The organism is Paenibacillus sp. CF384 (genome assembly GCF_900106745.1).
GTDB lineage: Bacteria > Bacillota > Bacilli > Paenibacillales > Paenibacillaceae > Paenibacillus_Z.
Genome location: NZ_FNNV01000006.1, coordinates 128,944 through 144,293 on the forward strand (window position 1 = coordinate 128,944; position 15,350 = coordinate 144,293).

Annotated in this window: 12 protein-coding genes and 1 other RNA gene; 1 reads left to right on the plus strand and 12 read right to left on the minus strand. The window is 50.6% G+C overall.

All coding sequences use genetic code 11. From position 1 onward, the window contains the following. Positions 1–176: 176 nt before the first annotated feature. Entirely contained in the window at positions 177–2,018 is a 1,842-nt protein-coding gene (locus tag BLW29_RS12455; RefSeq protein ID WP_090979892.1) for a S8 family peptidase, read from the plus strand. 96 nt (positions 2,019–2,114) lie between these two features. Here the strand turns inward: BLW29_RS12455 and rnpB are convergent. The 12 genes from rnpB to recO form a co-directional block, all read right to left on the minus strand. Continuing rightward, positions 2,115–2,521, minus strand: an RNA gene (gene rnpB, locus BLW29_RS12460) — RNase P RNA component class A. Between the two features lie 79 nt (positions 2,522–2,600). Beyond that, the gene (locus BLW29_RS12465) at positions 2,601–3,722 is read right to left on the minus strand and encodes a Nif3-like dinuclear metal center hexameric protein (RefSeq protein ID WP_090979894.1); all 1,122 of its coding nucleotides are present in this window, start codon (positions 3,720–3,722) and stop codon (positions 2,601–2,603) included. Next, positions 3,689–4,480, minus strand: a complete 792-nt coding sequence (locus BLW29_RS12470; protein ID WP_090979896.1) for a tRNA (adenine(22)-N(1))-methyltransferase — start codon at positions 4,478–4,480, stop codon at positions 3,689–3,691. The genes BLW29_RS12465 and BLW29_RS12470 overlap by 34 nt, the downstream gene beginning before the upstream one ends. Position 4,481: 1 nt before the next feature. Further along, positions 4,482–5,309, minus strand: coding sequence for a hypothetical protein (locus BLW29_RS12475; protein ID WP_090979897.1), 828 nt, complete (start codon positions 5,307–5,309; stop codon positions 4,482–4,484). Positions 5,310–5,414: 105 nt separating this feature from the next. Continuing rightward, a complete protein-coding gene (rpoD, locus tag BLW29_RS12480) occupies positions 5,415–6,539 on the minus strand; it encodes an RNA polymerase sigma factor RpoD (RefSeq protein ID WP_090979899.1) in 1,125 nt (374 codons plus the stop codon). An 18-nt stretch (positions 6,540–6,557) separates the two neighbouring features. Further along, entirely contained in the window at positions 6,558–8,417 is a 1,860-nt protein-coding gene (dnaG, locus tag BLW29_RS12485) for a DNA primase (protein ID WP_090979901.1), read from the minus strand. A 41-nt stretch (positions 8,418–8,458) separates the two neighbouring features. Continuing rightward, positions 8,459–8,926, minus strand: a complete 468-nt coding sequence (locus tag BLW29_RS12490) for a YaiI/YqxD family protein (protein ID WP_090980160.1) — start codon at positions 8,924–8,926, stop codon at positions 8,459–8,461. Between the two features lie 82 nt (positions 8,927–9,008). Continuing rightward, entirely contained in the window at positions 9,009–9,827 is an 819-nt protein-coding gene (locus tag BLW29_RS12495) for a pyruvate, water dikinase regulatory protein (RefSeq protein WP_090979903.1), read from the minus strand. Between the two features lie 11 nt (positions 9,828–9,838). Next, positions 9,839–11,920: a glycine--tRNA ligase subunit beta gene (gene glyS, locus BLW29_RS12500; RefSeq protein WP_090979905.1), complete on the minus strand. Its 2,082-nt coding sequence runs from the start codon at positions 11,918–11,920 to the stop codon at positions 9,839–9,841. Next, positions 11,913–12,800, minus strand: a complete 888-nt coding sequence (gene glyQ / locus BLW29_RS12505) for a glycine--tRNA ligase subunit alpha (protein WP_090979907.1) — start codon at positions 12,798–12,800, stop codon at positions 11,913–11,915. Before glyQ ends, glyS begins: the two co-directional genes overlap by 8 nt. 366 nt (positions 12,801–13,166) lie before the next feature. Continuing rightward, positions 13,167–14,558, minus strand: coding sequence for an MATE family efflux transporter (locus BLW29_RS12510; RefSeq protein WP_090979909.1), 1,392 nt, complete (start codon positions 14,556–14,558; stop codon positions 13,167–13,169). 33 nt (positions 14,559–14,591) lie between these two features. Further along, the gene (gene recO, locus BLW29_RS12515; protein ID WP_090979911.1) at positions 14,592–15,338 is read right to left on the minus strand and encodes a DNA repair protein RecO; all 747 of its coding nucleotides are present in this window, start codon (positions 15,336–15,338) and stop codon (positions 14,592–14,594) included. Positions 15,339–15,350: the final 12 nt, after the last annotated feature.

Here is a 15,350-nt window from a genome sequence, read left to right on the forward strand (position 1 = left end):
ATCGCAAACAATACTTAAATCATCAACATCGTACCACAAATAGCAAACAGATGGTACTCCGGATTGCCGAATCGCCCCCGTATATTTTCACCTACCCGACGTCACCCTAAGACAAGCAGCCCACCTGGGCTTTCAGTCAAACCTAGCAAGTACAGTTATTCAAGGGGGTATTCACCATGACGAGGCGCAAATGGGTCGGCTGGTTTTGTATTCTGGCAGCTGCCGCATTGCTCATTCCGCTCACACCTTGGTTCAGCTCGCCAAGTCCCGCCAATAAAGAAAAGAAACCCGAAATGCGCACCATGTCCGCGCACCGTGAGCGTCAGCTCAAGCTGGCAACGGTAAAGCATGATATGGATGCTACGGCAGTTTTATGCCATGCGGAGTGCGCGAAGAATTTCCAGAAGCTGATGAAGCACGAAGCCTCGGCAGCAACGAACGAGCATCATCTCACGCACTTGATGAAGATGCATAAACAAATGATTTACGTCTGGTGGAGACATCAAAGTCATTCCATCACGAAAGGCAGCAAGCGTGATTCATCCCAGCTCAACGAAGAAATGATGAAAGCGAAGCAGCATGTCATTGCAGGGAAGGCTTATTCCTCCTCTCCGCTTCAATTAAACGGACATCGATACATGATCATCGGTGAGCCTGATAAGTTGCACAGAGGCGACGGCATTGCCGCAATTCTGCTGCAGGACATCGTAACGAAAGTACAAGGCCACCAACAGCGCAACTTGCGGCTTGTCCCTTATCCGGCTGAAGGCAAATACAAGATCGAGTCCGTCAAACCGAATTCTACGGAAGATATTACGGTTAGAACCGGTGAAGACAACGGCAATGCCAGTCACTACCATATGAACGAGGTTGTGGTGAAGTTCCGTCAACCGCCAACGGTAGATCAATTAGCTCAAATCAAACAGGATATTACCGCTCTCTCCATGAAGAAGCTTGGGTATACGTATGTTTTCCGCTCCAGAGTGATGGATGCGGAATCGATGATGCGTTACTTCCAAACGAGCTGGCATGTCGTGTATGCCGAGCCTCACTACTTATATATGACGAATGCGACATTGGATATTATCCCTAACGATGCGCTTTATTCGGAATATCAATGGAATTTGCCTGTCATCGAAACCGAGAAGGGCTGGAACGTTTCAAAAGGCAGCAATAACGTCGTTATTGCGGTACTCGATACCGGCGTGCAAATGGATCATCCCGATCTGAAAGGCAAGCTTGCAAAAGGCACCAACCTGGTCGTCCCCGATGCGACGCCGGATGACGATGTCGGTCACGGCACGCATGTCGCAGGAATTATCGCCGCGGCTGTCAATAATGGAGAAGGCGTCGCGGGCATGACCTGGTACAACAAAGTGTTACCGGTCAAAGTGCTGGACAGCAGCGGCGCAGGCTCTACCTACACGGTCGCGGAAGGCGTCATATGGGCAACTGATCATGGAGCCAAAGTCATCAATATGAGTTTGGGCAACTACGCGGAAGCTCAGTTTCTGCACGATGCGATCAAATATGCTTATGACAAAGGCGTTGTGCTGATAGCGGCAAGCGGCAATGACAATACAGAGCGCCCCGGTTATCCAGCTGCGTATCCCGAGGTGTTCGCGGTAGCTTCCACTAATTCGGACGGCACACGCTCGACATTCTCCAACTACGGAAGCTATATCGATGTGGCCGCACCGGGCTTCAGCATCGCCAGCACCTATCCGGGCAGCCAATATGCTGCGCTCTCCGGCACTTCAATGGCAAGTCCGCATGTAGCCGCGCTTGCCGGACTCATTCGGTCGATCAACCCCGATCTGACCAATGTGGAAGTCATGGATATCATGCGAAAGTCTGCCAAGGATCTCGGCGACAAAGGCAAGGATAAGTACTTCGGCTACGGCCAAATCGACGTCGTCAATGCGCTCAAAGCTGCGCAGCAGTCGAAAGTATCGCTGCAGCAATTTCCGCAGCAGGTTGAACGGCGGTTGGCTCAGATCGCGAGCAAATATGAATAAATAGGATGAAAACCGTCTGACCTGTTTAGCGTCGGACGGTCTTCATCGAAAACGAAGAAACCCGCAAGGCATAAGCCTTGCGGGTTTCTTGAGCATGTGGAAAGCTTGCCGTAAGCCGGGTTCTGTGCCTCTTGTGGTGTGACGGGAACTACCCTCCCACGTTTGAAGCGACAATCATCTATCTAGGCCGATCATTGCTAATCAGCTCAAGCGACCAACCCGAACGCTCCCCGGGCAGAGGTGCAGCTCTAGGCTGCTGCGTTCTCTCGGTCTTGCTCCAGATGGGGTTTACCAGCCCCATTGTCACCAATGGCGCTCGTGGTCTCTTACACCACGGTTCCACCCTTACCTGTACCGGATTTGCATCCGGCCATCGGCGGTCCATTTCTGTGGCACTATCCTTCGGCTCGCGCCGACTGGACGTTATCCAGCATCTTTGCCCTACGGAGCCCGGACTTTCCTCTCGCGGCAACAAGGCCGCCAGCGATTGTCTGTCAAACTTTCCGTGTACAACACAGTATACGCTGATCGGAGGAAAAGCTCAAGGTCTGAATGATTTCCACCAAGACGAGCGAAGGTTGATTACAGGAATTGGAATGGTTCGGTCTCCACCTGCGAAGCAATCGCTTCCGTCGCATATTTGCGCTGCTGGAGTTCTCTGCGCAGCCAGTCGGCAACGCGAGGCTTCATCAGCTTCTCTATATTGTGGCCGGGGTCGATGATCGCCAACCCTGCCATCGCCGCATCATGCGCCGTATGGTAGTCCATATCGCCCGTTACGAGCACATCAGCGCCGGCGAACAACGCATGGCGTACATATCTGGCACCGGAGCCGCCAAGCACCGCCACCTTGCGTACATCGCGATCCAGCTCGCCAACGACGCGCAGCGCAGGAACTTCGAATACGGCTTTCGCCCGTTCAGCAAGCTCGCGAAGCTTCACTGCCGCAGGCAGCTTGCCTACGCGGCCAAGTCCGAACACGCGTCCTTTCATATCGACAGGATACAAATCATAAGCCACTTCCTCGTAGGGATGTGCCTTCAGCATCGCTTGTACAACTTTACGCTGCACGCTTGCAGGAACAATCGTTTCCACGCGGATTTCCTGTACGCGCTCAAGCTTGCCCTTCTCCCCGATAAACGGTTCGGCCGTATCACCCGGCAGGAAAGTGCCGACACCTTCGATATTGAAGCTGCACTGGCTGTAGCCGCCGATTTCTCCTGCGCCGGCATTCCATATCGCTTGAAGCACTTGTTCGTGATGTGTCTTCGGAACAAAGACGACCAGCTTGAACAGCTTGTCTGAATGAACATCTTCAAGGGAAGCGCGGCCTTCGGCCGGCAATCCGAGCAGATCAGCCATCCAATCATTAATCCCGCCGTCGGCCACATCAAGATTGGTATGCGCGATATAAACGGCGATGTCATTCTTGATTAACTTCTCATACAGCTTGCCTGCCGGAGTTGAAGTATCCAGCTTCGCAAGGGGTCTATAAATGATCGCATGATGGGCGATGATCAATTCTGCGCCGAGTGCAATGGCCTCATCGACTACCTCGTCGGTAACATCGAGTGCGACAAGCACCTTACTGACTACCTTCTGCAAAGTGCCGAGCTGAAGACCGATTTTGTCGTTCTCCATTGCGATATGTTTGGGAGCCAGCTGCTCGATTAGCTGGATGACGGTTTGGCCGTTCGCAAACATGTCAGCACCTCCTCTATCCCTTTCATTTCACCGCGCAGCTGCGCTTCCTTCTCACGCGATTCCGCGAGGTCCGACTGTCCCAATTGACGGCAAATCCGCTCAAGCTTCCCATGCTCATGCTGCCATTTGTTATGAAGCCAATCGCTTGGCCGTCTCAGCAAATAGGGACCCATGCGATAAAGCCACTCCTGCTTCGCGGCCTCTGTCATCGCCGGGATTTCCAGGAACGACGCCTGATAGACGCCCTCATTAGTAATTGCGGATGGGCTATATTGCTCATGCAGCGCGTGCAGTACTTCATAGATACGGCCATCCTCTTCGAGGATCATTTCATCCTGCAGGACATAACCGTGCTGCACGAGCCACTTCCGAACGATCTCTTCGCCGACATTCGGCTGAAGCACTAGCTCACGAACGCCTACAAGTTTGCCAGCCTGACGACCTGCTTCTAGAATATCGGCCATCAAGCTGCCACCCATTCCGGCAATCGTAACCGTGTCTGCTTCACCTGGGGCAAGAACAGCTAGTCCATCACCTTGTCGAACCTCAATCTTCTTCGTCAGACCAGCTTCGGCTACCTGTTTCTTAGCAGCTTGAAACGGCCCTGTATTCAACTCTCCCGCAATAGCGGATGGACATTTACCGCTTTGCAGCAGGTACACCGGCAGCAGCGCATGGTCGGAACCAATATCCGCAATTCGTGCTTGTGCCGAAACCAAATCTGCAATTTGCTGTAAACGTTTAGACAACTTTATCATCTCATGCAACCCACGCAATCCATTGTTTTCGAAGGGAGAAGAGCAGTGCTCCCCCCGCCATAATTTTGACCATTAATTGAAGCTGTAATCCAAACTCTGCATCTGCGAATACAGCAGCGTACAGCTCAGGCATGAACCAGACGAGCGCACCGGCAACAAACAGAATCGACGCCACCGGTCTTGACCAGCGATGGAAGAACCAGCTGCACCAGCCAAATACGAACGAAGCCGGCAGCCAGTACAGCTGAATTTCAAACCATTTGGGCGATTCCGTATTATTAAACAACAGCCATGCATAGACGAGGAAGGAAGCCATCCAGCCGCACAAATGCAGCAGCGGAATTCGGCCTCCAATACCAAATGCGATCCAGAATAACGAACAGAAAGCAAGAAGTCCGGCTTTCCATCCCCATGCTTCTAGCGTATGGAGCTGCAGCATATATAAGCCTGCACCTAACATAAGCAGCATCCCGGTCCCGATTAATCCGATTCCTACCGACTCGTTTTTGGCGCGGTATCGTTGTCCAATGAAGAGCAGGATGTAGACGCCGGTTACCGACAGCGCAATTTGCAATAGCGGATGAAAAACAGTAAAATAAAGAAAAACAAAACAGATCAAGGAAAAAATACCAAATGTCAGGAGCCATTGTTTAACAGACGCTCCTTTCACTGCAACCGCTGCTCGACCCGCAAAGGTCGTCGGAGCGCGCTTCTCCCCTTCATCCAAATACAAGTTGAGCAGAAAATCACAATATTGCTCGGGGAGCAGTTTACTGCGCTGCCAATGCTCGATCTCTCTTACGATACTCTTGCGGCGCTCTTGATCCATAACGTCACAGTGATTCCTCTCATGGTGGATTCTTAGAAGTGACAACTATTCATTTCACAAGGTGGAAAAAAGACCTTGCTGCTTCAAGCAGAAAGGTCCTGGTTATTACTCGAGAAAATCTTTCAAACGTTTGCTTCTGGATGGATGACGAAGCTTGCGAAGTGCTTTCGCTTCAATCTGACGAATCCGCTCACGTGTAACGCCGAATACTTTGCCGACTTCCTCCAGCGTACGCGTACGACCGTCATCAAGTCCGAAACGAAGTCTCAGTACGTTCTCTTCACGCTCCGTTAGCGTATCCAGCACGTCCTCCAGCTGTTCCTTCAGCAGCTCGTATGCCGCAGCATCTGCCGGCGCGAGTGCCTCTTGATCCTCGATGAAGTCGCCTAGATGTGAATCGTCTTCTTCCCCGATCGGCGTTTCAAGCGATACCGGTTCCTGTGCGATCTTCATGATTTCACGCACTTTCTCGGTGCTCAAATCCATTTCAGCCGCAATTTCTTCCGGGCTTGGCTCACGTCCAAGTTCCTGCAGCAACTGACGGGAAACCCGAACAAGTTTATTAATGGTTTCGACCATATGAACCGGAATCCGGATCGTACGTGCTTGGTCTGCAATCGCACGCGTAATCGCTTGTCTGATCCACCAAGTTGCATAAGTACTGAACTTGTAGCCCTTGGTATGGTCAAATTTCTCAACCGCTTTAATTAGACCCATGTTGCCTTCTTGAATGAGATCCAGAAACAGCATGCCGCGTCCAACATAACGTTTGGCGATACTGACCACGAGTCTGAGGTTCGCTTCGGCTAGTCTGCGCTTCGCTTCTTCGTCCCCATTCTCAATCCGCTTAGCGAGCTCGACTTCATCATCTGCCGATAGCAGCGGTACACGTCCGATTTCTTTCAAGTACATGCGAACCGGATCGTTGATTTTGATGCCGGGCGGTAGCGCCAGATCATCATCGAAGTTGAAGTCGTCATGTTCACGCTCTTGATCATCCCGATTGCTTATCGGAAGATCGTCGTTCTCATTCACCACTTCAATGCCGATATCATCGAGCTGCTCAAAAAACTCATCGATTTGTTCCGGATCCTGATCGAAAGGTGAAAGCTTCTCCATAATCTCTTTGTACGTTAAGGAGGATCTTTTCTTCCCATGTTCAATCAGCTGTTCCTTGACAAGTTCCAGCTTCTGTTCAGTATCCAATTCAGTATGTTGATCATTCGCCATAATCCGACTCCCTCCTCCCTAGAAACGATCATCCTGCCGACCTTTTAGCTGTCTCTCTAGGGCATTCATTTCAATTGCAATTTGTGCTGCTTTCAACATGTCCCCGGAACGTTCCGCACGTACCATTGCTTCTTTCAGCTGTTCGATTTCCCGAAACTTTGGCACCTTCAAGATTTCATTCACATAATCAACGAGCAAATGCTCGTCGAACGGAATGTCATCGTCCGTCATCAATATGGAAGCAGCTGTCCGTTCAAGCCGGCTATCTTGGAGCGAAGCGATAAACCGACTAACATCCGGATCATGTCCTTGCGCATAGTAAGCATATAAGTAAGCAGCAAGCGCTGCGTGATCCTCTACATTAAAAGCCTCTCCGAGCTTCTGATGCACCGTGTTTGCTGTATCAGCATCCTGCAGCATCTGTGCTAACAGCTTGCGTTCAGCGACCTGATAAGCAGGCAAAACAGGCGGTGCAGAGGACGTACGACGGTTCTCGCGGTTTTCATTCCTACCATTATTCCACGAATTGTCGTTATTATCCCTTTGCGGTTTCATTTTTTGCAGCTGCTGCCGTCGATCAAAGCAGTCCTGCTTCAATGAATCCAGAGACATATCGAACTCACGGGACAGCTCTTTCAGATAAAACTCCCGCTCTGTCGGAGAATCGAGCACGGCAATGATGCCGACCGCTTCGAGCAGGTAGTTCTTCTGTCCCTCTTCTTCTAGGAGTATATGGTTTTTCTTAGCATATAGTAGTCTAAATTTAGTTGCGGATACCGGATGTTCAATCGTTTCTCGCATGAACGCATCTGCTCCATGCTTCTCGATGTACTCATCCGGATCCATGCCTCTAGGCAGCATGGCAACCTGAACGCGCAAACCCGCTCGCTCCAATAGCGGGAGTGACTTCAGCACCGCAGTCTGTCCAGCATTATCGCCATCATAACAGAGCACCGCCTCTTCGACATTGCGCTGCAATATCGAGGCATGCTCTTCTGTCAGTGCCGTCCCCATAGAGGCTACACCGTTATGCACGCCAGCGCTCCACGCCTTGATGACATCCATATAACCTTCAAACAGAACAATTCGCCTGCTCTTACGCATAGCTGTCCGGGCATGATGAAAGTTATACAGGTTACGGCTCTTGTTAAACAGCATCGTCTCGGGTGAATTCAAATATTTCGGTTGACCTTCACCGAGCATTCTGCCAGCCAAGGCGATAACCTTGCCGTCACGGTTCCAGATCGGAAACATGATCCGATCACGAAACCGGTCAATGTAGCCGCTCTTGTCCTGCTTGGCAATGAGCAGTCCGCCTTTCTCCATCAGCGCGAGATCGTATTCCCGCTTCTCGAGAAAACGCGTAAGTGTGTCCCATTCCGGAGGCACATACCCGATCATAAAATGATCGATCTGCTTATCCGTTACTCCACGATTACGTAAATATTGCAGAGCAGCCTGTCCATGCGTCGTATTCATTAATAAATAATGATACAACTTAACGGACAGCTCATGCGCTTCAATCAGAGTATCGCGATCTCCCCCATCAGCGGATTGTTGATGTTCCTGCGACCCTGACCAGGTGACGGGGATATTCGCTTCCTCGGCCATTACACGAATAGCTTCCGGGAACGAGTATTCCTCAATCTCCTCAATAAACTTAATGGCGTTGCCGCCTTTACCGCACCCGTAGCAGTAAAAAATACCTTTCTCCGGTGTGACGGTAAACGACGGGGACTTCTCTGAATGAAACGGGCAGAGCCCCTTCATGTATTTCCCGTGCTTCGAGAGGTGAACGTACTTTCCTACCGTCTCTACAATATCGTGATGCTTAAGCACCGCTTCAATGACAGAATCCGGTATTTTCCCGTAAGCCATACACCTTCACCTTCATCCTAAATGACAAGTAATACTATTCGCTACGGCTTGGCATTCTCCTGCCGAGTTTGCAAAACTTTTGTCAGGTTTTGCAGAAAATACGCACGGTCATCGTTAGACATCGCCTTCGGCCCTTTCGTTCTTCCGCCGCTGCGACGTCTCTTCGCCAGCTCGTGCCTGCGCTCCATTAGATAATCGATGTTGCTGTCATCATATTGTTGGCCGCGCGGAGATAGTGCAATCGCGCCTCTCGACAATACAATGGTAGCTAGTCCAAAATCCTGCGTGACGACAATATCGCCGCGCCGAATATGGTTGACGATATACAAATCGACAGATTGGTCACTTCGATCGACCTGCATAATCGCGACGCCTTCTTCTTCTTGGAGCCGATGATCATGAGAAGCGACCATCAGAACAGGAACCGCGAATTTTCGCGCCACTTCGACAATTTCCCGCTTAACCGGACACGCATCAGCATCTACTACAATCGTTGGTATGGCTGTCATTCGTTGCATCACCGCATCTTCTTGTAACTACCGTACTATTATATACGGCAAATAACCAAAAAATCCTGCACCCGCTCTTGCATCAATTGGATTCTATATATTCCAAAATCAAACTTGCTGTTTCTTCGACAGCTCGATGGGAGACATCAATGACTAAACAACCGATGCGATCAGTGATTTGCGCCGCGTATTTCAGCTCTCGCTCGATCCGGGCTGTCGTTGCATAGGCAGCGCTGTCCGGCAACCCCAATGCTTTCAATCGTTCTTTGCGAATGCCATTCAAATAATTGATATCAATGGTAAGTCCGACTACCTTTTCTTTGGGAATTTGGAACAATTCATCAGGCGGGTCAAGCTCCGGCATAAGCGGAACATTAGCCACCTTAAACTGCTTATGCGCCAAATACATAGAAAGCGGCGTCTTGGATGTGCGCGAAACACCGACGAGCACAATGTCCGCCTTTAGAATTCCGGTCGTATCGCGCATATCATCGTACTTAACGGCGAATTCAACTGCTTCGACTTTACGGAAATAATCCTCATCGAGCACATGATTGAGTCCGGGCTCTTGCCTGGATTTGCGGTTTGTTTTGCTTTCGAGACTCGTTATTAGCGAGCCAAGCAGATCGATGGCGGTTACCTCGTGAATGCGGGCAAACTCCACCATCCGGTCACGCAGCCCCGGAAGCACAAGCGTATAAAGCATGATCGCGCTATGCTCCTTAGCTTGCAGCACGAACCGCTCGAGCGACGCTTCGTCATGGACGAACGGCGCTCTGCGGATATCGGCGTTGATGGGATGAAATTGGGCTATCGCAGCCCGGACGACAAGCTCGCCGGTGTCACCGGCGGAATCGGAAACGACGTAAATAATCACTTCAGGCTGCGAATCTGTAGCCATTTCTACCCCTCCTACCAAACGATCTTCGAGAAATCCGCTACTTTCGTGACACTGCCGGCAATAGCAGCAAGTGTTGCAAGTCGGTTAGCCCGCACAGCTTCGTCCTCAGCCATTACCATGACTTTATCGAAGTATACGTTGATCGGCATCTTCAGGCTGGCAAGTTTTGCAAGCGCCTCTCCTGTACGACCTTCTTCCACCTGAACAGCAATATCATTACGAACCTCTGACCATGCACCATACAGCGCGCCTTCCGCCTCGTCCACGAACAAGCTTTCACTTATTTCCTTAGACGTTGCTTTCGATGCAAGGTTGCAAACTCGGTTAAGCGAATCAACCACCGTTTTAAACTCCTCGCGGCGATCTCCTGCAGCAGCAGCCATTACAGCGGCCGCACGGTCAACCGTCTGACGCAAATCATTGTAACCGACCGCCATTACTGCATCGACTACGTCGTACCGAACGCTTTGCTCCGACAGCACGTTCTTCACGCGGAGCGAGAAAAATTCATACAAGTCTTTACGTATTTCAGCCGCATCGCGTTTCAACGAACGCGCAGCATGAACTTCAAGCGATAGATCAAATAATGTGCTAAGCGGCAGCTTCAGACCATGGGCAAGCACGATTTGAACGATACCGGCAGCTTGACGGCGCAGCGCATACGGATCTTGCGAACCTGTTGGCAGGATTCCAATGGAGAAACAGCCGACAATGGTATCGATTTTGTCCGCAAGGCTAACCAGTGCTCCTACCAATGAAGCTGGTGCTCTGTCACCGGCAAAACGCGGCTGGTAATGCTCATTGATCGCTCTGGCAACCGACTCGCTCTCACCGGCTTTACGTGCATAATCTTCGCCCATGATGCCTTGAAGCTCAGGGAATTCGTAGACCATCTGCGTCACCAGGTCGAATTTGCAAATCGCTGCAGTCCGAGCCGCATCCGTTGCAGTTTGAGCATCCGTGCTCAGTGCCTGCGACAGCTTCTCGGTAGTAGCTACGATACGCGCGACTTTATCGGCCACTGTACCAAGCTCCTCATGGTAAACGATCGAAGTAAGCTTCGCAAGCGCATCGGAGATGGCGAGCTTCTGATCTTCACCATAGAAGAACTTGGCATCCGACAGGCGTGCGCGCAGCACTTTCTCATTTCCTTTAGCAACGTTCTCGATCGAAGTACGATCGCCGTTGCGAACCGTTACGAAGAATGGCAGCAGCTTGCCGTTGTCGTCCAACACCGGGAAGTAACGTTGATGCTCGCGCATCGAAGTAATCAGCACTTCCTGTGGAATGTTCAAGAACGACGGGTCAAACGTACCGAACAAGACATTCGGCGTTTCTACGAGGAATACGACTTCCTCGAGTAAATCTTCTTTAATGCCGATTTGCCAACCTTTCTCGGCTGCAAGTGCATTAATTTGCGAAACGATCAGCGCTTCACGCTCAGCAGTATCTACGATGACCTGCTGCTCTCTCAGACGCTCTACATATTGCGAAGGCTCTGCAATGACGGCTTCGCTGCCCAAGAAACGATGGCCGCGAGTCGTTCTGCCGCTCTGTACAGCCGTAATTTCGATCGGAACAATATCCTGGCCGAACAATGCTACCAGCCAGCGTATCGGACGCACGAAACGAAGATCATAGTTGCCCCAACGCATGTTCTTCGGGAATGACATCGAAGTGATAAGCGATACTAAACCTTCCGGAAGCACATCGCTCGTTACTGTACCGATGCTGCTCTTGTTCGCGTAGATATACTCTACGCCTGCAAGCTCCTTGAAGAAGAAATCCTCAGGCGCCACGCCTTGGCTGCGAGCGAAGCCGAGTGCCGCCTTGCTCCATTCGCCTTGCTCGTTCAGTGCGATTTTGCGTGAAGGACCTTTTACTTCTTCGCTTACATCAGCCTGCTTCTCTTCTACATCGCGAACGAGGACGGTAAGGCGGCGCGGAGTCGCATAAGCTTCCACAGCACCATGACCGATACGGGATGTTTCCAGCCATTTAGTCATCTTTTCTTTCAATTGATTCATGGCACCGCGGACGAATCGTGCCGGTACCTCTTCTAAGCCGATTTCAAGTAAAAGGTCTTTAGCCATTATCGTTCACTCCTTTCTTCAACATCGGGAATCCGAGGCGTTCGCGTTCTTCCAGGTAAGTCGCCGCACATGCACGTGCCAGGTTACGAACGCGCATGATGTAACCGGTCCGCTCCGTTACGCTGATTGCCCCTCTTGCATCAAGCAAGTTGAATGTATGCGAGCATTTAAGCACATAATCGTAAGCCGGGAATACAAGCTTATGCTCCATCGTTTTCTTCGCTTCTTCCTCGTACATGTTGAAGAGCGAGAAGAGCATGGCCGTATCGGAAGTTTCGAATGTATATTTCGAATGCTCGAATTCCGGCTGCAGGAATACATCGCCATAGGTGACGCCGTCTACCCACTCCAAATCGAACACATTTTCTTTCTCCTGAATGTACGAAGCAAGACGCTCCATGCCGTACGTGATTTCAACCGCAACCGGGTTGGCATCAATGCCGCCGACTTGTTGGAAATACGTGAACTGCGTAATTTCCATGCCGTTCAGCCAAACTTCCCAGCCAAGACCCCAAGCGCCAAGTGTAGGCGATTCCCAGTTGTCTTCAACAAAGCGAATATCATGGTGAAGCGGATCCACTCCCAGGCGCTTCAAGCTTTCCAGATACAGCTCTTGTATGTTGTCCGGGGATGGCTTAAGGATGACTTGGAACTGATGATGCTGATACAGACGGTTCGGGTTCTCGCCATAACGGCCGTCTGCCGGTCTTCTGGACGGCTCCACATACGCAACGTTCCATGGCTCAGGGCCGATCGAACGAAGGAATGTCATCGGGTTCATCGTGCCTGCACCCTTCTCGGTGTCGTATGGCTGAACGAGAATGCAATTTTGTTCCGCCCAGAACTGCTGCAGCGTCAGAATCATGTTTTGAAAGTTCATGTCATTCATCTCCTATCGAATTGTTTGCCATGCATGGCGTCTGAACGATACGTATGTAAAGGCATATAAAAAAGCCTTCGCCTCTACGTCTGATGTCAGACATAGGGACGAAAGCTATTACGCTCCCGCGGTTCCACCCTACTTGGCCTTCAAGCGCTAATCCGCACGGATGCTTGAAAACCCTCTTTTCTAAGCTTGCATAAACTCCGGAGTGCCTTTCATCGCGAACGTCCGACCAGGCTCCCACTGTCCCCGGCTCGCTTGTCTGACGACTGTACGTGATTACTTTCTCCATCATCGTTCATATTTCATAATATCCTATCTTAGCAATTCTAACCACTTGTGTCAACGAGAAACTTCATTCACCTACAGCGGCACAGCATCACTGCTATTTCCGGCGGTGCCGAGCTTTCTATCTTCACGGAATGCGTCAGCAAACAGCAGCTTCTTGCGATGCTTGCGCCACCTCAAATAACATAACGCACCGCGCAGATATTCGTCGCTGATCATCCCTATATAAATACCATAGAGCCCCCAATGCATCGGGACGGCAAGGATATAGGAAACCCCAACCGCAATGATCCACATGCTCGGCAACGAGTAAGTCATAACCGTGCGGCTGTCGCCTACAGCACCAAGCGACTGACCGAGTGCCATATTCAGCATTTTGCCGGGCTGCAGTGCTAAGTTAAGCCAGAGAAGAGATACGGCCATGTCGATAATCCAAGGATCCTTCGTAAATGTCGAAATGATCGAAGTTCGGAACAGCAGCAGCAGGGCTGTATTCGCAAGGACAACGATAACCCCGAAGCCTAAGGCTCGATATGCACTATAGTATGCTTGCCTTAGTTTCTTCGCTCCATACAAATGCGCGATTTGGATTTGGGCAGCAAGCGCGAGCGACCAGCCAAATGTGAAGGCGAATGACTCCATGGTGTTCATATAGGTACGAGCGGCAAGCGGTTGTTCACCCATAGAGGCAATGATACTGAAAATAACAACCTGCGAGAACGTCCATGAAGCACCGTTCACACTGATTGGCCAGCCGATCTTAATGACTTCTTTGAGCAGCCTCGCATGAAAGCGACCGAATTCACGAAGCAAGACCGGTGCTCCAAATGCATGCCGGAACAAATGCTGCTGGAAGAAGAAGGCTACCGTCCGGCTAATAATGGTCGAAATTCCAACCCCCATTAGTCCAAGCTCCGGCAGACCGAACGCCCCGAATATAAATGCATAGTTCAGTACAACATGCAGGACATTCATACCAAGCGCAATATACATGGGAGAACGAGTATTTCCTGTATTTCTGACAGCCGTGCTCATCGATAAATTGAGCGCCGTGATGACCATCCCACCGCCGACGATCGACATGTAGGTATGAGACATACCTTTCAAATTATCCGGCACATGCAAGGCTGTCGTAAATAACGGAGTCCCATAAATCAATAAAACACTAATGATAATGCCTAATAATACAGTGATGGAAACGGACATAATGCCGATTTTGCGCGCTTCGTCCGGCTTGCCCCCGCCCAGCTTCTGGGCGATAAGAATGCCGGCCCCGCTCGTCACAAGCGTGAACAAAATAATGACCGCATTGAAGAACATATTCGATATCCCGACAACAGCGACGGCATCATCCGAAATTCGGCTAACCATCAAGGTGTCTGCTGTTCCGAGCATGAATTGCAGCATCATCTCAATCATAATCGGCCATGTCAGCGACCAAATTCTCGGTGTCGACTGTGAAGCCATAGCGAAACTGTACCTCCTGCCTAATTGGCTTAATTACAGCGAATAACGATCCATTTGATCCAGAAAAGAGCGGGATTTCAGCTGCAAGCCAATATGAGTGTCCATTAGCGAACGCATGATGTGCTTCAATTGCTGCTTCGTCTCGTCCTTCACTTGAATGTTGCCAAGTCTGCGCATATCGAGCTGCCAGAATAATCGCAGCAGCTTAAGAGCACCTTCGCTAAGCTCGATTGCAGAAGTGTCTTTGTAGCGGCATCTTCCGCAGATGATGCCGCCGCCTCTTACACTTAGTGCCATGGGACCGCTCTCATTACCACATGAGATACATGCACTAAGATCCGGAGCATATCCGGCTGCGGCAAGAATTTTCATCTCGAAGAGCTGGATCGTAATCAGTAAATCCTTTCCTTCGCCAATCGCGATCAGGCAAGCCTTTAACTGCTCATACATGAATGAACCCAAGTCCTCTTCCTGCAGCGCGCGGTCTACTAATTCCACGGCATAAGAAGAATAGGCGGTTTTATCCAGCTGTTCACGCAAAACATGGTGAGATTCAATAATCTCACCATGCGTTAACGTTCCCAGACCGCTGTTTCGGAAGAATAGATATTCGCCGTGCGTAAATAATTGCGCGAGCGATCCATGCCTGCTCTTTAGTTTTTTGGCGCCACGCACGACAATTCCGATCTTGCCGTGCGTATTCGTCAGCAGCGTAATGATTTTATTGCCTTCCCCATAATCCATGCTCCGGATGACAATGCCTTCGACTCGGTACTGCATATCGCTTCTCCC